This is a genomic window from Paraburkholderia sp. RL17-381-BIF-C, from assembly GCF_046026435.1.
Taxonomy (GTDB): domain Bacteria; phylum Pseudomonadota; class Gammaproteobacteria; order Burkholderiales; family Burkholderiaceae; genus Paraburkholderia.
Window position 1 is genome coordinate 1 of record NZ_JARESX010000001.1, and the last position, 18738, is coordinate 18738.

Annotated in this window: 15 protein-coding genes; 10 read left to right on the forward strand and 5 right to left on the reverse strand. The window is 62.4% G+C overall.

Translation table 11 applies throughout. The features are described 5' to 3' along the window. Positions 1 to 191: 191 nt before the first annotated feature. Together P0D70_RS00005 and P0D70_RS00010 are read right to left on the reverse strand one after the other, a co-directional pair. On the reverse strand, positions 192 to 1463 hold the full coding sequence (locus P0D70_RS00005) for an SGNH/GDSL hydrolase family protein (protein WP_408181322.1): 1272 nt from the start codon (positions 1461 to 1463) through the stop codon (positions 192 to 194). A gap of 90 nt (positions 1464 to 1553) precedes the next feature. Continuing rightward, positions 1554 to 3176 (reverse strand): NAD(P)/FAD-dependent oxidoreductase, encoded by a 1623-nt coding sequence (locus P0D70_RS00010; protein ID WP_408181324.1) that lies wholly within the window; start codon positions 3174 to 3176, stop codon positions 1554 to 1556. Positions 3177 to 3392: 216 nt separating this feature from the next. Between P0D70_RS00010 and paaA the strand changes: the two genes are divergently transcribed. The 8 genes from paaA to P0D70_RS00050 all read left to right on the forward strand — a co-directional run bounded on the left by paaA (position 3393) and on the right by P0D70_RS00050 (position 9652). Next, on the forward strand, positions 3393 to 4391 hold the full coding sequence (paaA, locus tag P0D70_RS00015; protein ID WP_408181326.1) for a 1,2-phenylacetyl-CoA epoxidase subunit PaaA: 999 nt from the start codon (positions 3393 to 3395) through the stop codon (positions 4389 to 4391). A gap of 39 nt (positions 4392 to 4430) precedes the next feature. Beyond that, complete coding sequence (paaB, locus tag P0D70_RS00020; protein ID WP_007179854.1) at positions 4431 to 4715, forward strand: 1,2-phenylacetyl-CoA epoxidase subunit PaaB; 285 nt, start codon at positions 4431 to 4433, stop codon at positions 4713 to 4715. A gap of 8 nt (positions 4716 to 4723) precedes the next feature. Continuing rightward, positions 4724 to 5527: a 1,2-phenylacetyl-CoA epoxidase subunit PaaC gene (gene paaC / locus P0D70_RS00025; RefSeq protein ID WP_408181328.1), complete on the forward strand. Its 804-nt coding sequence runs from the start codon at positions 4724 to 4726 to the stop codon at positions 5525 to 5527. Positions 5528 to 5534: 7 nt separating this feature from the next. Further along, the gene (paaD, locus tag P0D70_RS00030; RefSeq protein WP_091798313.1) at positions 5535 to 6095 is read left to right on the forward strand and encodes a 1,2-phenylacetyl-CoA epoxidase subunit PaaD; all 561 of its coding nucleotides are present in this window, start codon (positions 5535 to 5537) and stop codon (positions 6093 to 6095) included. A 1-nt stretch (position 6096) separates the two neighbouring features. After that, entirely contained in the window at positions 6097 to 7185 is a 1089-nt protein-coding gene (gene paaE, locus P0D70_RS00035) for a 1,2-phenylacetyl-CoA epoxidase subunit PaaE (protein WP_408181331.1), read from the forward strand. Between the two features lie 114 nt (positions 7186 to 7299). Then, positions 7300 to 8112, forward strand: a complete 813-nt coding sequence (locus P0D70_RS00040) for a DUF1835 domain-containing protein (RefSeq protein ID WP_091798309.1) — start codon at positions 7300 to 7302, stop codon at positions 8110 to 8112. A 14-nt stretch (positions 8113 to 8126) separates the two neighbouring features. Next, positions 8127 to 8735 (forward strand): TetR/AcrR family transcriptional regulator, encoded by a 609-nt coding sequence (locus P0D70_RS00045; RefSeq protein WP_091798306.1) that lies wholly within the window; start codon positions 8127 to 8129, stop codon positions 8733 to 8735. A 242-nt stretch (positions 8736 to 8977) separates the two neighbouring features. Beyond that, the gene (locus P0D70_RS00050) at positions 8978 to 9652 is read left to right on the forward strand and encodes a GNAT family N-acetyltransferase (RefSeq protein ID WP_091798304.1); all 675 of its coding nucleotides are present in this window, start codon (positions 8978 to 8980) and stop codon (positions 9650 to 9652) included. 97 nt (positions 9653 to 9749) lie between these two features. On the opposite strand, the gene P0D70_RS00055 is transcribed toward P0D70_RS00050, so the two are convergent. After that, positions 9750 to 10247, reverse strand: a complete 498-nt coding sequence (locus P0D70_RS00055) for an Lrp/AsnC family transcriptional regulator (RefSeq protein ID WP_408181335.1) — start codon at positions 10245 to 10247, stop codon at positions 9750 to 9752. 171 nt (positions 10248 to 10418) lie between these two features. Between P0D70_RS00055 and hppD the strand changes: the two genes are divergently transcribed. Beyond that, positions 10419 to 11516, forward strand: a complete 1098-nt coding sequence (hppD, locus tag P0D70_RS00060) for a 4-hydroxyphenylpyruvate dioxygenase (protein WP_091798299.1) — start codon at positions 10419 to 10421, stop codon at positions 11514 to 11516. Between the two features lie 158 nt (positions 11517 to 11674). Here hppD and P0D70_RS00065 read toward each other — a convergent pair whose 3' ends face one another. After that, positions 11675 to 11875, reverse strand: coding sequence for a hypothetical protein (locus tag P0D70_RS00065; protein WP_408181337.1), 201 nt, complete (start codon positions 11873 to 11875; stop codon positions 11675 to 11677). Positions 11876 to 12236: 361 nt separating this feature from the next. On the opposite strand from P0D70_RS00065, the gene P0D70_RS00070 reads away from it, so the two are divergent. After that, positions 12237 to 15836, forward strand: a complete 3600-nt coding sequence (locus P0D70_RS00070; protein WP_408181339.1) for an indolepyruvate ferredoxin oxidoreductase family protein — start codon at positions 12237 to 12239, stop codon at positions 15834 to 15836. Positions 15837 to 16284: 448 nt separating this feature from the next. Here the strand turns inward: P0D70_RS00070 and P0D70_RS00075 are convergent, their stop codons facing one another. Then, entirely contained in the window at positions 16285 to 18567 is a 2283-nt protein-coding gene (locus P0D70_RS00075) for an NADP-dependent malic enzyme (RefSeq protein ID WP_408181341.1), read from the reverse strand. Positions 18568 to 18738 lie beyond the last annotated feature (171 nt).

The window sequence follows — 18738 nt, forward strand, 5'->3', positions numbered from 1 at the left end:
CAGCAGCAGAGAAACGAGATTATGAAGGCTCTTTTTCGTTTCGTCAACAACATTTTTTCGCTTTCGCTTAAAACCTTGTTGACGCTACGGCCGCTGGTTTCTGCCGCGGCCCTCGTTCGCAAACGAGGAGGCGAATCTTAGGCGAACATCGGCCATATGACAAGGGTTTGACCGAATTCTTTTTTGGCGTCTCAGTTGCGAGTCGATTTCACTACCGCGTCCAAGGGAATGGCGTCGGCCATTGCTGCATAGCCGGCGTCACTCGGATGGATGTGGTCCCCACTATCAAAGCCACGCTGCAGGCGATCCGGCTGCGCCGGATCGCGCAGCGCAACGTCGAAGTCCACCACGCCGTCGAAGGCGTGACTGCTCCGAATCCATTGGTTGACGGCAAGCCGGATGCTTTCTCGCTGCGGCGGCAAGGATGCCGGCGTCAACGTCGCGCCGAAGACCTTCACACCGGTGTGCCGAGCCGAGGCGATCAAGCGCTGATATCCGGCGATCAGGTCCGCAGCCGTCACCGAGGTATGCGGGAAGTCGCAGTCGAGACCGCCATGCGGCGGCATCGCCGCGAAATTGATGTCATTGATGCCGATCAGCAGAATCGCCGTCTTGACGCCCGGGCGCCCAAGCACGTCATGCTCGAAGCGCTTCGCCAGAGCGTCGCCATAGCATGGAGAGTCGCTCAGCAGGCGGTTGCCGCTGATGCCCAGATTGACGATCGCGGTCGAACGGTCGCCGGTAGCCTCAAAACGGCGAGCCAGCGCGTCGGGCCAACGTCGATTCTGGTTCAGGCTGGAGCGCATGCCGTCCGTAATCGAGTCGCCGATGGCGGCAACAGCGGCAGATGCAGGCGCCGCGTCGACCGCCAACCCCGTCACCCACACATATTGCGTAAATCGACCGCGAAACGCTTGCGCAGACGCGTCCGCCGCATGATTGCCCGGCGCGGAAACGTAATTCACCTGGTTCGATACGCGATGCCACGCCACGATCCGCTGCTCCGGCCCCAAGAAGGCGCTGACCGCGTAGGGCGAACCTTCAGCGATATCGATCGCGACCGGGTCGCTGTCCAGCTCGCCGCCGGGCGGAATCGAGACCGTGCTCTTGCCACCGAACGTCACGCGCGTGTCGCCGGTCCCAGCCGTCGCCGCGCCGCCCGCCGAGCGTGCGATGCGCAGATCTTCGATGACGAGCGGAGTCTTGCCGTACCGGTTGCTAAGGTGGATTCGCGCCGACCTTCCAGAAAGGGTCGGATAGACGATCTGACGAACCGTGCGCCCGGCGACTTCCGGTGCGCGATAGAGCGGCGGCAAGTCCGCGCGCTGTGGAATGGGTTGCAGCGCGGTCGCCCAAGCGGTGACCCAATGTGCCGGGGCGTCGGCGGCGAAAACAGCCGGGGACCCGGCAAATTGGACAAACAGTGCCGCGCCGCATGCGGCAGCCAGGGTGCGAAAGCTCATTCGGGAGGTCGGTTCGAGGCAAAACGTGCATTGTGCCCGATCGCCGCAGCCGTCGCGGGTGGGCGCGACGGCGTTTCGCTCCCGCTTGACTCAGGCCGCTTGCATACCGCTCATCTTCAGCGCGAGCGCTTCAGCAACTTCGATCCCGTCGATCGCCGCCGAGTAGATCCCACCGGCGTAGCCCGCTCCTTCACCAGCCGGATACAGACCTTCGACGTTCATGCTCTGATAGTCGCCCCGGCGCCGCACACGAATCGGCGACGACGTTCTCGTCTCGACACCGGTCAGCACCGCGTCGTGCATCGCAAAGCCGGCGATCTTCTTGTCCATCTGCGGCAACGCTTCGCGAATGGCCTCGATCACGTAATCCGGAAGCGCGGTGCTCAGGTCGGTCGGGTGCACGCCTGGCTTGTACGAAGGCACCACCGAACCCAGCGAGGTGGACGGCCGGCCGGCAATGAAGTCGCCGACGAGCTGGCCCGGCGCCATATAGTTGCCGCCGCCGAGCTCAAACGCCCGCTCTTCCCATTTGCGCTGGAAAGCGATGCCGGCGAGCGGCCCGCCCGGATAATCGTCCGGCGTGATGCCGACCACGATCCCCGCGTTGGCATTGCGCTCCGCCCGCGAGTACTGGCTCATGCCGTTGGTCACGACGCGGCCCGGCTCGGACGTCGCCGCCACCACGGTGCCACCGGGACACATGCAGAAACTGTAGACGGCTCGGCCATTGCTGCAGTGATGCACCACCTTATAGTCGGCGGCGCCGAGCTGCTTGTGGCCGGCAAACTTGCCGAAACGGCTGCGATCGATCAAACCCTGCGGGTGTTCGATGCGAAAACCGAGTGAAAACGGCTTCGCCTCGATATAGACGCCGCGATCGCTCAGCATCTGGAAGGTGTCGCGCGCGCTATGGCCGACCGCCAGCACCACATGATCGCAGCGCAGCGTTTCACCGGTCGACAGCTTCAGCCCGCGCACTTTGCCCTGATCGATCTCGATATCATCGACGCGGGTTTCGAAACGCACCTCGCCGCCCAGCTCGTGAATGGTCGCGCGCATTTTTTCGACCATGCTCACCAGCCGGAACGTGCCGATATGCGGCCGGCTCAGATACAGAATGTCTTCCGGCGCGCCGGCCCGCACGAATTCGTCGAGCACCTTGCGGCCGTAGTGCTTCGGATCCTTGATCTGGCTGTACAGCTTGCCGTCCGAGAAGGTGCCCGCGCCGCCTTCGCCAAACTGCACATTCGACTCGGGGTTGAGCACGGACTTGCGCCACAGGCCGAACGTGTCTTTGGTGCGCTCGCGCACGGCCTTGCCGCGCTCGAGGATGATCGGGCGGAAGCCCATTTGCGCGAGGATCAACCCCGCGAACAGCCCGCACGGCCCCATGCCGATCACCACCGGGCGCGGCGCGGTCATCTGCGCGGGCGCTTTAGCGACAAACTTGTAGGTCATATCGGGCGTCACGCCGCAGTGAGGCACGTCGGCTAACCGCTTGAGCGCGGCCGCTTCATCCGTGACCTCGACGTCGACGATATACGTGAGCTTGATGTCGGCGCGCTTGCGGGCGTCGTGCGCGCGGCGAAACACGGTGTATCGGATGAGCCCGTCCGCGGCCACGCCGAGTTCCGCGAGGCGCGCGCGCACGGCGGCTTCGAGGGCGCTCTCGGGATGATCGAGCGGGAGTTTGATTTCGCTTAGACGTAACATGAGTACCGGGGGATGCGGGAAGGCCGCAAATTGCGGCCAATTCGCAATTTTATAGGTTTAGCGTCGGCGCGGGGCATCGGCGCCGACGAAACGCCTGAAGGCGAAACCGCCTCACCCCTATTGACCCGACCGACCCATCTCAAAAAATTTATTAACCGACCGGTCGGTTGGCTTATACTGTGCGCACACAGACAACTTTCCGCAGAGAGCGTCCCCATGTACACGCAATCCCTGGATATTCCCGGCAATGTCGCTCCGCTCGATGCGGGCGCGAACTCGCCTGAGCAGGCGCAATTCGACGCGATCATGGCCGCCGACGGCAAGATCGAAGCTCAGGACTGGATGCCGGAGGCCTATCGCAAAACGCTGGTACGGCAAATCTCGCAGCACGCGCATTCGGAAATCGTCGGCATGCTGCCGGAAGGCAACTGGATCACGCGCGCGCCGAGCCTGAAGCGCAAGGCGATTCTGCTCGCCAAGGTGCAGGACGAGGCCGGCCACGGCCTCTATCTATATAGCGCGGCGGAAACCTTGGGCGTGTCGCGCGACCAGTTGATCGCCGCGCTGCACTCGGGCAAAGCCAAATATTCGAGCATCTTCAATTATCCGACGCCCACATGGGCGGACGTGGGCGTGATCGGCTGGCTGGTGGACGGCGCCGCGATCATGAACCAGATTCCGCTGTGCCGTTGCACGTATGGCCCGTATGCGCGCGCCATGATCCGCATCTGCAAGGAAGAGTCGTTTCACCAGCGCCAGGGTTTCGACGCGCTCATGGCGATGATGTCCGGCACCGAAGCCCAACGTGAGCTGGTCCAGCAGGCCGTGAATCGTTGGTGGTGGCCGGTGCTGATGATGTTCGGCCCGAGCGACAAGGATTCGGTTCACAGCAGCCAGTCGTCGAAATGGGGCATCAAGCGCATTTCGAACGACGATCTGCGTCAGAAATTCGTCGACGCCACGGTCGACCAGGCCAAGGTGCTCGGCGTCACGTTGCCCGACCCGGACCTGAAGTGGAACGAAGCGCGCGGGCATTACGACTACGGCGACATCGACTGGGAAGAATTCTGGCGTGTGGTGAATGGCGACGGCCCGTGCAATCGCGAGCGTCTCGCTACCCGCGTCAAAGCCCACGACGACGGCGCCTGGGTCCGTGAAGCCGCCCTCGCCCACGCCGACAAGCAGCGCCAGCGCGCACAACAGCACGCCGCCTGAACCGCGCGGCACGCCAGAGAACGAATCAGGAGATCTGCAATGAACAAGGAATGGCCGATTTGGGAAGTCTTCGTGCGTAGCAAGCAGGGACTCGACCACAAGCACTGCGGCAGCCTGCACGCCGCCGACGCGCCGATGGCGCTGCGCATGGCGCGCGACGTCTACACGCGCCGCCAGGAAGGCGTGAGCATCTGGGTGGTGCCGTCTTCGGCGATCACGGCGTCCGCGCCGGAAGACAAGGCGGAGCTGTTCGAACCGGCTGGCGACAAGATTTACCGCCACCCGACGTTCTACACGCTCCCCGACGAAGTCAACCACATGTAAGCGCGGCCATGGACATCACGCCTCAACATCTCCAATACGTGCTGCGCCTCGCGGATAACGCGCTGATCCTCGGTCAGCGCAATACCGAATGGAGCGGCCACGGCCCGATCCTCGAAGAGGACATCGCGCTGTCGAACATGAGCCTCGACCTGATCGGCCAGGCGCGCCTGCTCTACACGCACGCCGCCTCGCTTGAGCAGCAGCTCACCGGCAAGAGCCGCACGGAAGACGACTACGCTTACTTTCGTGCCGAGCGCGAGTTCGCCAACTACACGCTCGCCGAGCTGCCGCACGTCGGGCCACTGTCGGCTACCGCGAAGGCCGAGAAGGATTACGCGGTCACTATCGTGCGCAATTTCCTCTACTCGACGCTGATGGCTCATCTCTGGACGGCGCTCACGGCGTCCTCCGACGAGCAACTGGCGGCGATCGCGTCGAAGTCGATCAAGGAAACCAGCTATCACGTGCATCACGCACGCGAATGGCTGATCCGTTTCGGCGACGGCACCGAGGAGTCGCATCGCCGCGCGCAAGCCGCGCTGGACTATCTGTTGCCTTACACCCGCGAATTCTTCAGTGCGGATGCGGTGGAGGAGACAGTCGCTGCAGCCGGTATCGGTCCGTTGACCTCGGACCTCGAAGCAGCGTGGCTCGACGACGTGCGCGCCACGCTCGACGAAGCCACCTTGAAGCTGCCCGAACCGGTGAAGCACATCACCACCGGCAAGCACGGCGAGCATTCCGAGCACATGGGTTTCGTGCTCGCCGAAATGCAGAGCCTTGCGCGTCAGCACCCTGGCGCCACCTGGTAAACCGACCATGACGACTTCGACCGCCTTTGGCCCGACCGATACGACCGGCATGACTGATGCCGCGCTCGAACGCGCGTGGGCCGTGCTCGAAACGGTGCCCGATCCGGAGATTCCGGTGGTGTCGATTCGCGAGCTCGGCATTCTGCGCGACGTGCGGCGCGCCGCCGACGGCACGCTCGAAGTCGTGATCACGCCGACCTATTCCGGTTGCCCGGCAATGTCGCAGATTGCCGAGGACGTCGCACATGCGCTCGACGTGGCGGAACTCAAGCCGTATCGGATCGCCACCGTGCTCGCGCCGGCGTGGACCACCGACTGGATGACCGCCGACGCGCGCGAAAAACTGCGCGCCTATGGCATCGCGCCGCCCACGGGCAATTGCGGTTCGGCCGCGCCCGCGCAGGAAAAAGTGATGCGCTTCGTGCCACGGGCGCTGCCCGCGCCGTCGTGCCCACGGTGCGGCTCGGCGCATACCGAGCGTCTCGCGCAATTCGGCTCGACCGCCTGCAAAGCCTTGTACCGCTGCCTCGACTGCCGCGAACCCTTCGACTACTTCAAACCATACTGATATGGCCACCCCGCAATTTCATCCGCTGCGAATCCGCGAAGTGCGGCCCGAAACCGCCGACTCGGTCTCGGTCGCCTTCGAAGTCCCCGCTGAACTGCGTGAACAGTATCGCTTTACGCAAGGCCAGTTCGTTACGTTGAAGACGCACATCGACGGTGAGGAAACACGCCGTTCGTATTCGATCTGCGTCGGCGTCACCGATTACGACCGCGACGGCGAACTGCGTATCGGCATCAAGCGCGTGCGTGGCGGGCGGTTCTCGAACTTCGCCTTCGACACCCTGCAGCCCGGCCACACGATCGACGTGATGACGCCGGACGGCCGTTTCTTCACCCATCTGAACGCCGATCAGGGCCAACAGTATCTGGCCTTCTCGGGCGGCTCGGGCATCACGCCGGTGCTGGCCATCATCAAGACGACGCTCGAAATCGAACCGCGCAGCACCTTCACGCTCGTGTACGGCAACCGCAGCGTCGATCAGATCATGTTCGCGGAAGAACTCGAAGACCTGAAGAACCGCTTCATGAACCGCTTCGTGCTCTATCACGTGCTGTCCGACGACCTGCAGGACGTCGAGCTGTTCAACGGCGTGCTGGACCAGGAAAAGTGCGCGGCCTTCATTGAGAATCTGCTGTCGGCCGACGCGATCGACGAAGCCTTCATCTGCGGCCCCGCGCCGATGATGGACGCCGCCGAGGCCGCGCTGAAAGCCGCCGGTGTGCCGTCGGACAAGGTGCACGTGGAGCGCTTCGGTTCGCCGCTGCCGCAAGCGGGCGTGCCGCCGGTCGAAATTACCGAAGACACGCCGGCCGCCGACCTCGAAATCGTGCTCGACGGGAAACGCCGCAAGCTGCGCCTGCCGTATCAGGGCGTGAGCGTGCTCGACGTCGGCCTACGCGCCGGCCTCGCGCTGCCTTATGCTTGCAAGGGCGGCGTCTGCTGCACCTGCCGCGCGAAGGTGGTGGAAGGCGAAGTGAAAATGGAAAAGAACTACACGCTCGAAGAACATGAAATCCGTGATGGTTTCGTGCTCACGTGCCAATGCCATCCGGTCAGCGACCGCGTGGTGGTGAGCTACGACGAACGTTGAGCCGCGCTTTGAGCAGTTCCGCGATCCGCTTACACTAGGGGCCGCTCGCGACCGGACTCCCGTTCCGGCCGATGAGCGGCCCCTAATGTCGTTAACTGCCCTACGCCACTGCCGATGAGCACGATCCACCTCACCAACGGCGACGTCGCCGCCGAGTCACTGCGCACCGCCTTGCGGGATGCGGGCCGCGATGAACGCGTGCACGCGCTCCGAGACGATCTCGCGGTCGGCCCGCTGCGTGGTGTCGACGACGGACCCGACGTGCGCGCGGACTTCTGGGAGCGCGTGAGCGCGGACACCCGGCGCGATTTCCTTCGGGAATTCCGCGAGCAGGCCGCGGCGCTGGAGAATGTCGCGCGCGATGACGCGAATGTGGTGGTCTGGCACGGCGACAGCGCGTCGGATCAATTGATGCTGCGGCGCGTCTGTTATCACTTGCGCAACAGCCCGCAGCGTTTGAACGAGGTGCGTCTGTCGATTCGCGACCTCACCGATCCGGGCGCGTGGGCGCACAGCCGCAAAGACCGCGCGACCTCTGTCGGCATGTTCGCGCCAGCGGTGCTGCAAGAACGACTGCCCGATGCCGCGCCGATTTCCGTGCTGCGCATCAGCCGGCTCGCGCTCGAATGGCAGGAAGTCAAACACGCGAACGGCGAAACGCGGCGCTGGCGCGACAACACGTTCACGAGCGGCAGCTTCGCGGAACTGGATGCGTTCATCCTCGAGCACGTCACGGAAAACTGGCAGCCCGCCGCGCGCGTCGCCGCCGAATTGATGAGCGCCGAATTCGGATTTCTGGTCAGCGACAGCATTGCGCTGTGGCGCATCCGCGAATTGGCCGCGACCCGGCGCATCAAGCTGCGCGGCGACGCAAACGCATGGCGCACGCTGGAATTGTGCGCGGCGTTCGCCCCCTGTCCACACTAATAGAACCAACGATTATGGCCCGCACCCGCGCCCCCGACCACGAAACCCAACGCGAACAGATTCTCGAACTCGCCGCGGCCAAATTCGCGCAAACCAGCTACCCCAGCACCTCGATGGCCGACCTAGCGGCCGCGAGCGGCACCTCGAAAGCACGGCTCTACCATTACTACGCGAGCAAGGAAGCCATTCTGTTCGATCTGCTGGACCGTTACACCAAGCGGCTCATGCTGATCATCGCCGAGGTGGAAGGCGCAAGCCAACGGCGTGGGTTGTCAGAGCGGGAAACCTTCGCCGAGCTGATTCGGGCGTTTCTGTCGGAATACGAGACATCCCATAGCCGGCACGTCGCGTTGCTGAACGATGTGAAGTATCTGGTCGACACGCAGCGCGAAGTGATATTGAACCGCCAGCGCGACGTGGTTGCGGCGTTCGCGCGGCAGTTGGCGCGTGCCTACCCGGAGCGCGCCACGCGCGAAAACCAGACCGCGCTCACCATGATGGTGTTCGGCATGATCAATTGGACGTTCACGTGGCTAAAGCCGGACGGCCGCCTCGGTTACCGCGAATTCGCCGAGCAGGTGGTCGGCATGGTGGACCACGGATTGAGCTCGAATCCTGCCTGATTGCGCACCGCAACAATATTCATACGAAACAATGGGCTCAAGTCGCCGTCGGGTAGTATCTGACCCCGACCGTTCATCCAATTTATTTACCTATAAAAATCAATTACATATAAATAGGGCGCAAACTTTTTAGGCACTCCATTCAAATTTAGATACGGGTTTTCCCTAGTGATCGGCATGCATTTCGGCTAAAATCGCTTTTGCAGTGCACCACGCCGTTCGATTAAAAGGAGAACCCGACCATGAACTTGATTACACCCCGCGCCGCTGAGCCGATCGTCGCGCACGATCGTTTGACGCAGCCCGCCGGTCGTGCACCAGCTCTGGTCCGCGAACTCACCGCCGTCGACCGCGAGCGCCTGCTGACCCACTTCCTCGCGCTCGACGAAGACGACCGTCTGCTGCGCTTCGGCCAGATCGTGCCGGACCACGTCATCGAGAACTATGTCCGCGCGATCGACTTCACGCGCGACACCGTTTTCGGCGTCTTCAACAACCAGTTGCAATTGACCGGCGTCGGCCACCTCGCCTATCTGCCGGCTGAAGGCGACAAGCGTACGGCCGAGTTTGGCGTGTCCGTGCTGGAAAGCGTTCGTGGCCAGGGTATCGGCTCGAAGCTCTTTGAGCGCGCCGCCATTCGCAGCCGCAATACACACGTCACCACGCTTTACATGCACTGCCTGTCGCGCAATTCGACCATGATGCACATCGCGAAGAAGGCCGGCATGAAGATCGAATACTCGTACGGCGAGGCAGATGCCTACCTGACGCTGCCGCCGGCGGACCAATCGAGCATCATCGCCGAAATGCTGCAAGAGCAGGCTGCGGTATTCGACTACGCGCTGAAGCGCCAGGCGCGTCACGCGTCCAAGCTGTTCGAAACGCTCATGCCTGCGGCGGTTGCAGCCGCAGCCTGATAGCCTCACGCGTCGGAATAACAAAGGGCGACCTTCTGGCCGCCCTTTTTGTTTGCCGTCACCCGCGCACGCGCCGCCGCGTCGTGTCCTGTCGTACTCACAAAATCGGCAGTGCTGTCGTCTCCTTGATCGTTTCGAGCGAGAAGCTCGTTTTCACGTCGATCACCGACGGATGGTGCAGCAACTGGTCCTGCACGAAGCGTGAAAAGTGCGCCATGTCCTCCACCTGGACACGCAGCAGATAGTCCATGTCGCCGGTCATCGCATGGCAGGCGACGACTTCGGGCCACGCCTGAACGGCCGCGCGAAACAGATCGGCGTGCGTAGCGTCGCCGCGCGGACTGAGCGCCGAACCACCGCGCTTTTCCAACCGCACATTGACGTACGCGAGCAAGTCGAGCCCGAGCCGCTGCGCATCGAGCAACGCGACATAGCCGCGGATCACACCGTTCTCTTCCAGCCGACGGATACGCCGCAGACACGGGCTCGGCGACAGATTCACGCGCTCGGCGATCTCCTGATTCGACAGCCGGCCGTTCTCCTGAAGAATTGCCAGAATCCGTCTGTCGATGGCGTCTATCTCCATGCTGGCCATTTTCTGCCGTCCTTTCACGTTATTGAGCTAGAAACTAGCGCAAGCGTATCGAGACACGATTAAGTTCGCAAGTTTTCGCCGCAGTCAGGCCTTTACACTTGCGCCATTCGGTCGCGTTTAACCGCGCATCCCCGCTCGCGCCGCGCGCCGGTGCATATCAGGAGACAGACAATGCAGGTTGCAACTTGGGAAAATCCGCTCGGCACCGACGGTTTCGAGTTCATCGAATACACCGCACCGGATCCGAAAGCGCTGGGCAAACTGTTCGAACAGATGGGCTTCACCGCCATCGCGCGGCATCGCCATAAAGACGTGACGCTGTATCGCCAGGGGGAAATCAACTTCATCGTCAACGGGGAGCCGGATTCGTTCGCGCAACGCTTCGCGCGTCTGCACGGCCCGTCGATCTGCGCAATCGCTTTCCGGGTTCAGGACGCCGCCAAGGCGTACCAGCAGGCGCTGGAAAAAGGCGCCTGGGGCTTCGACAATAAAACCGGCCCGATGGAGCTGAATATCCCGGCGATCAAAGGTATCGGCGACTCGCTGATCTATTTCGTCGACCGCTGGCGCGGCAAGAACGGCGCCGAACCGAACAGCGTGGGCAACATCGACATTTACGATGTCGACTTCGAGCCCATTCCCGGTGCGAACCCGAACCCGGTCGGCCATGGCCTGACCTACATCGACCACCTGACGCACAACGTGCATCGCGGCCGCATGCAGGAGTGGGCGGAATTCTACGAGCGCCTGTTCAATTTCCGCGAGGTGCGCTATTTCGACATTGAAGGCAAAGTGACGGGCGTGAAGTCGAAGGCGATGACCTCGCCGTGCGGCAAGATCCGTATCCCGATCAATGAGGAAGGCTCGGACACCGCCGGGCAGATTCAGGAATATCTCGACGCGTATCACGGCGAAGGCATTCAGCACATTGCCTTGGGCAGCAACGACATCTACCGTACGGTGGACGGCTTGCGCGCCGCGAACATCTCGCTGCTCGATACCATCGACACGTACTATGAACTGGTCGATCGCCGCGTGCCGAATCACGGCGAGCCACTCGACGAACTGCGCAAACGCAAGATTCTGATCGACGGCGCGCCCGACGATTTGCTGTTGCAGATCTTCACGGAAAACCAGATCGGACCGATTTTCTTCGAGATCATTCAGCGCAAGGGCAATCAGGGCTTTGGCGAAGGCAACTTCAAGGCGCTATTCGAGTCGATCGAACTGGATCAGATTCGCCGTGGCGTAGTGCAAGACAAGGCCTGACGCCACTGGCTGCGCAGGAACGGATTGATAGCAAATGAAAAGGGCGAGGATCTCACGATCCTCGCCCTTTTCATTGAAGCCGTTGTCTCAAGCGGACCCTGCGTGGCTTGATGGAACAGCGGCCGGTTATTTAAGCGACACGCCGCATGAGCGGCGTATCACGAATTCTGGTCTTGCCCGTCGGCCTTGGTGGATCGCGTGACGCTACCCATGGCGATGCGTGCGGGCGCGACCTGCGCCGTGCGCGTGATTGCGTTCGACAGCGCTCCTGCGCTGCCCGAGTTCGAGCGCACCGGTGCGCTCATGGCGAAAAATGCGGCCGAAACCATCAGGAAGGTCTGAATGTTTCTCGTGTTCATGCGTACTCCTTTTCTAACTGCCCTGCTGTCGTGAAGCTCCGCAGAATGCGGAGCGTTGCGCTGACATTGCTCGCAGGTGGGGTGTTAGACAGCAATTTCAACTACGGTTCCGCAAATTTGTAGTTTTTACAGCTTGTTACAGCCATTTGCGCAAGCACTGGTGGCATCGCTCGCAAAACGTCGCAAGACCCAGTCAAGATCGCCGGGACGCGGCATTTGCGAAGGACCTGCGGCGGGTTTTCACCAGTGCTACCATCACTTAAAACACGTCAATATGGCGGCCCCGGCCCTCCGCATTCACAAGATGCCGGGGCTCAAAAAAAGTTTTGGTGATCCCAAACTGGTTGGAGGAGTACACATAATGAATGCCCCGCTAGACGCAGGTCAGCGAGCCTCGCTCGAAGCCGCGTTGTCTTCCGTCACGCTCGACGACAAATACACCCTCGAACGCGGCCGCGCATACATGAGCGGCATCCAGGCGCTGGTGCGTCTGCCGATGCTGCAGCAGGAACGCGACCGGGCCGCCGGGCTCAATACTGCCGGCTTCATCTCCGGTTACCGCGGATCGCCGCTGGGCGGGCTCGACCAATCCCTGTGGAAGGCGAAACAGCATCTCGCTGCGCATCAGGTCGTATTTCAGCCAGGCGTCAATGAAGACCTCGCGGCGACCTCCGTCTGGGGTTCGCAGCAGGTCAATCTGTACCCGAGCGCCAAATACGATGGCGTGTTCTCGATGTGGTACGGCAAAGGCCCGGGTGTCGACCGTTCCGGCGACGTCTTCAAGCACGGCAACTCGGCCGGCTCGGCGCAACACGGCGGCGTTCTGGTCCTCGCCGGCGACGATCATGCGGCCAAATCCTCCACGCTGGCACACCAGTCCGAACACATTTTCAAGGCGTGCGGCCTGCCGGTTCTGTTCCCCTCGAACGTGCAGGAATATCTCGACTTCGGCCTGCACGGCTGGGCGATGAGCCGCTACTCCGGCTTGTGGGTCGCGATGAAGTGCGTGACCGATGTGGTCGAATCGTCCGCTTCGGTCGATATCGATCCGCACCGCACGAAGATCGTCCTGCCGGAAGACTTTGCGATGCCCGAGGGCGGCCTGAATATCCGCTGGCCGGATCCGCCGCTGGTGCAGGAAGCGCGTCTGCTCGACTACAAGTGGTACGCGGCGCTCGCCTATGTGCGCGCCAACAAGCTCGACCGCGTTGAAATCGATTCGCCGCATGCGCGCTTTGGCATCATGACCGGCGGCAAAGCCTATCTCGACGTGCGTCAGGCGCTGACCGACCTCGGTCTCGACGACGAAACGTGTTCGCGCATCGGCATCCGCCTATATAAGGTCGGCTGCGTCTGGCCGCTCGAAGCGCAAGGCGCGCAGGCGTTCGCGCGCGGCCTCGATGAAATTCTGGTGGTCGAAGAAAAGCGCCAGATTCTCGAATACGCGATCAAGGAAGAGCTATACAACTGGCCCGACGCACAGCGCCCGCGCGTGTTCGGCAAGTTCGACGAAAAGGACGGCGCGGGCGGCGAATGGTCGGTGCCGATGGGCAACTGGCTGCTGCCGGCGCATTACGAACTCTCGCCTGCGATCATCGCGAAGGCCATCGCCACCCGGCTCGACAAATTCGACCTGCCGTCCGACGTGCGCGCTCGCATCGCCACGCGCATCGCAGTGATCGAAGCGAAGGAAAAGGCGCTGGCACGCCCGCGCGTCGAAGCCGAACGCAAGCCGTGGTTCTGCTCGGGTTGCCCGCACAATACGTCGACCAACGTGCCGGAAGGCTCGCGCGCGATGGCCGGTATCGGCTGCCACTACATGACGGTCTGGATGGACCGCAACACCAGCACCTTCAGCCAGATGGGCGGCGAAGGCGTCGCGTGGATCGGCCAGGCGCCGTTCAGCAACGACAAGCACGTATTCGCCAATCTCGGCGACGGCACCTACTTCCACTCCGGACTATTGGCCATTCGCGCGGCGATCGCGTCGAAGGTGAACATCACCTACAAGATTCTCTATAACGACGCGGTCGCCATGACGGGAGGCCAGCCGGTCGACGGCGTGCTGACCGTGCCGCAGATCACCCACCAGCTCGCCGCAGAAGGCGCGACGAAAATCGTGATCGTCACCGATGAGCCGGAGAAGTACTCGGCGAACGTCGGCCTTGCGCCGGGTATCGACGTGCATCATCGCGACAAACTCGACGAGGTGCAGCGCCAACTGCGTGAAGTGGCCGGCACGACGATCCTGATCTACGACCAGACCTGCGCGACAGAGAAGCGCCGCCGCAGGAAACGCGGCACTTATCCGGATCCGGCGCGCCGCGTCGTGATCAACGAGGCCGTGTGTGAAGGCTGCGGCGATTGCTCGGTGAAGTCCAACTGCCTGTCGGTCGAGCCGCTCGATACCGAGTACGGTATGAAGCGCCAGATCAATCAGTCGACCTGCAACAAGGACTTTTCGTGCGTGAACGGCTTCTGCCCGAGCTTCGTCTCGGTTGAAGGCGGTCAGTTGCGCAAGCCCAAGGCCGCCTCCGGTATTGTCGGCGACGCAATGCCGCCGGTGCCGGAACCCGAACTGCCCTCCATGGAACGTCCTTACGGTGTGCTGGTGACGGGTGTCGGCGGCACGGGTGTCGTGACGATCGGCGCGCTGCTCGGCATGGCCGCGCACCTCGAAAACAAGGGTGTCACGGTGCTCGACGTCACCGGCCTTGCGCAGAAAGGCGGCGCCGTGATGAGCCACGTGCAGATTGCGAAAAACCCAGCCGACATTCACGCGACGCGTATCGCCATGGGTGAAGCCAGTCTCGTGATCGGTTGCGATGCGATCGTCACCGCCAGCGACGAGTGCGTGTCGCGCATGCAGGCAGGCCGCACGCGCGTCGTGTTGAATACCGCGCATACGCCGACCGCCGAGCTGATCAAGAACCCGAATTGGCGCTTCCCGGGCAGCAGCACGGAAGCCGACGTGCGGGCCGGCGCGGGTGACGACGGTGTCGATACGGTCGACGCGAATCACTTCGCCGTCGCTCTGCTCGGCGACGCGATCTACACGAATCCGTTCGTGCTCGGCTACGCGTGGCAACGCGGCTGGGTGCCGCTCACCTATCAGTCGCTGATGCGTGCCATCGAGCTGAACAACGTCCAGATCGAAAAGAACCGGGCAGCGTTCGAATGGGGCCGCCGTGCAGCGCACGATCTGGCCGCGGTGCGCAAGCTCGCGCAATCGCAAGGGCGCGGCGCCGCAGCGGAAGCGATGAGCAGCAAGATCATCTCGCTGCACACGCCGAAGGCGCTCGACACGCTGATCGACAAACGCGCCGAGTACCTGGCGGCGTGGCAGAACAGCGCGTATGCCGACCGTTATCGCGGGTTGGTGTCGCAAGTGCGCGCGGCGGAGTCGGCGCTCGATTCGAGCGACGGCCAGTTGCCGCTCACCGAGGCGGTCGCGAAGAATCTGCACAAGCTGATGGCCTACAAGGACGAGTACGAAGTCGCCCGTCTGTACAGCGATCCGGCGTTCATCGAAAAGCTGAAGGCGAATTTCGAAGGCGACTGGAAGCTCCACATTCACCTCGCGCCGCCGACGTTCTCGAAAAAGGATGCCAAGGGCCATCTGGTGAAGAAGAAGTACGGTCCTTGGGTCTTCAGCGCGATGCATGTGCTGGCCCGGTTCAAGTTCCTGCGCGGCACGGCGTTCGATGTGTTCGGCAAGACAGAAGAGCGACGCACCGAGCGGGCGTTGATCACCGAGTACGAGGCGCTGGTGCGGGAACTGATTGGCGGCCTGACTGTGCAGAAGCGCGAGCTGGCCATAGAGCTGGCGAATCTGCCGGACGGCATCCGCGGTTATGGCCACGTGAAGGAGAACAACCTGAAGGGCGTGCGCGTCAAATGGAACGAGTTGCTGGCGCGGTGGCGCTCGCCGGCGACCGGAACAACGCAACACGCAGCGTGATCGTGTTCACCTGAGCCGACTCGTCGGGCTCAAATGAGAAAGGCGGCTGTCCTCGCGGACAGTCGCCTTTTTTTGTTTCCAGCTTCGACACGTCATGCATGTGCGCGAGACCGGGCGGTACTGCTACTTCCTGCTACACAACGAACATTTACAAGACGAAGCGCGGCACACGACGACAGCGAGGACTGACCCGCCGACTGTTCCGCGGTTGTCGTGATGTGCTGTGCTTCAGAAGTCACTTTACAAACGAGTCGCTGGCAATCGAATAGGAGCATTCCCAAACGCGCGAAAACACAGTAAGAATGTTTGGGACGACAGCGCTGCTGTGGATACGCATGCATGTGCACGCGCACGAAAAAAACGCCACGGAATCAACTTCCGTGGCGTTTTCGCAGGTTCGTCGCGAGCGCCTCGACGAGGCGCCGTTTCGATCCTCAAAGCATGCGCATTACTTCGCGTTCACCGGCTTACGCGCGTTGGCCGACGCCACCGCCGTCATGTTGATGATCCGGCGCACGGTCGCCGCCGGCGTCAGAATGTGCACCGGCTTCTCCGCGCCCAGCAGGAACGGACCGACCGTCACGCCTTCACCGCCGATCATCTTCAACAGGTTGTACGTGATGTTCGCCGCTTCCACGTTCGGCATGATCAGCAGGTTGGCTTCGCCGCTCAGCGTCGTGCCTGGGAATGCGGCCTTGCGCACCGCTTCCGACAACGCCGCGTCGCCGTGCATCTCGCCGTCGATCTCGAGCGTCGGGGCGCGTTCAACAATCAGCTTGCGAGCCGCCGCCATGCGTTGCGACGACGAAGACGGCGCGCTGCCGAAGTTCGAGTTCGACAGCAAGGCGACCTTGGGCGTGATGCCGAACTTCTCGATCTCACCCGCTGCCAGCAGCGTCATGTCGGCGAGTTGCTCGGCGGTCGGTGTCTCGTTCACGTACGTATCGCAGATGAACAGATTCCGGCCCGGCAGCATCAGCAGGTTCATCGCCGCGAAGTTCTGAACGTTTTCCGCCTTGCCCAGCACTTGCTCGATGAACTTCAGGTGCGTGTGGTACTGGCCGATCATGCCGCAGATCATGCCGTCGGCCTCGCCGAGACGCACGAGGATCGCGCCGATCAGCGTGTTGAACTTGCGCATGGCGGCCTTCGCCACGTCCGGTGTCACGCCTTCGCGCGCGCCGAGTTCGTGATAAGCCTGCCACGATTGCTGATAGCGCGGATCGTCTTCCGGATCGACCACTTCGAAGTCTTCGCCGCACTTCAACTTCGAGCCCATCTTCTTCAGACGCATCTCGATCACCGACGGACGGCCGACCAGAATCGGCTTGGCGATCTTTTCCAGCAACACGAACTGCGCGGCACGCAGCACGCGCTCGTCTTCACCTTCGGCGAACACGATGCGCGCCGGTTCCGACTTCGCCGCGGCGAACACCGGGCGCATCACCATGCCCGTGCGATACACGGTCGTGCCGAGTTCTTCGCGATACGCGTCCATGTTCTTGATCGGACGGGTCGCAACGCCCGAATCCATTGCCGCTTGCGCGACAGCCGGCGCGATCTTGATGATCAGGCGCGGATCGAACGGCTTCGGAATCAGATATTCGGGACCGAATTCCAGCGAGTGGCCTTCGTACGCCTTTGCGACTTCATCGCCCTGATCGGTTTCTTCGGCCAGTTCGGCGATCGCGCGCACGCAGGCGAGCTTCATTTCTTCCGTGATCGTGGTGGCGCCGACATCCAGCGCGCCGCGGAAGATGAACGGGAAGCACAGCACGTTGTTGACCTGGTTCGGGTAGTCCGAACGGCCGGTCGCGATGATGCAGTCCGGACGAACCTTCTTCGCGTCTTCCGGGCGGATTTCCGGCTCCGGATTCGCCAGCGCGAGAATCAGCGGCTGGGTGCCCATTTCGGCGACCATCTCCGGCTTCAGCACGCCTGCGCTCGAGCAGCCGAGGAACACGTCGGCGCCGCGAATCGCGTCGGCGAGCGTGCGTGCTTCGGTGTTCGCCGCGTAACGTTCCTTCGACGGATCCAGGTTGCCGCGACCCTCGTAGATCACGCCCTTGGAGTCGGTCACGAGAACGTTCTTCTTCGACAGACCCAGGTTCACCAGCAGGTCCAGACACGCGATCGCTGCCGCGCCCGCGCCGGAACACACCAGCTTCACTTCGTCGAGCTTCTTGCCGACCACTTTCAATCCGTTCAGGATCGCCGCCGACGCGATGATCGCCGTGCCGTGCTGATCGTCGTGGAAGACCGGAATCTTCATGCGCTCACGCAGCTTCTTCTCGATGTAGAAGCACTCGGGCGCCTTGATGTCTTCGAGGTTGATGCCGCCGAGCGTGGGCTCGAGCATGGCGATCGCTTCAACGAGCTTGTCCGGATCCGACTCCGAGAGTTCGATGTCGAACACGTCGATGCCGGCGAACTTCTTGAAAAGGCAACCCTTGCCTTCCATGACCGGTTTTGCTGCAAGCGGACCGATGTTGCCGAGGCCGAGCACGGCCGTGCCATTCGTGATCACGCCGACCAGGTTGCCGCGCGAGGTGTACTTCTGCGCGTCGAGCGGCTCCTCGAAGATCGCCATACAGGCGGCGGCAACGCCCGGCGAGTACGCGAGCGACAGGTCGAGCTGGTTCGACAGCGGCTTGGTGGGCGTGACCGAAATTTTGCCGGGTTTCGGGTTCTGGTGATATGCGAGAGCGCTTTGCTTGAGTTGTTCGTCCATTTTTTGACCTGCGAGACGTAAATAATCGGGCCCGGCACACCGCACAGTTGGCGTCGCTTACATCTATCGAATGGATAATCGACCGACGCGGCTTTCGCATGCGCCGGTTGGGCGCGGCGTTGAACCTCACCGGAGGACGGGACGGTGCGGAGTGCTTAGCGGGTCGGTTAG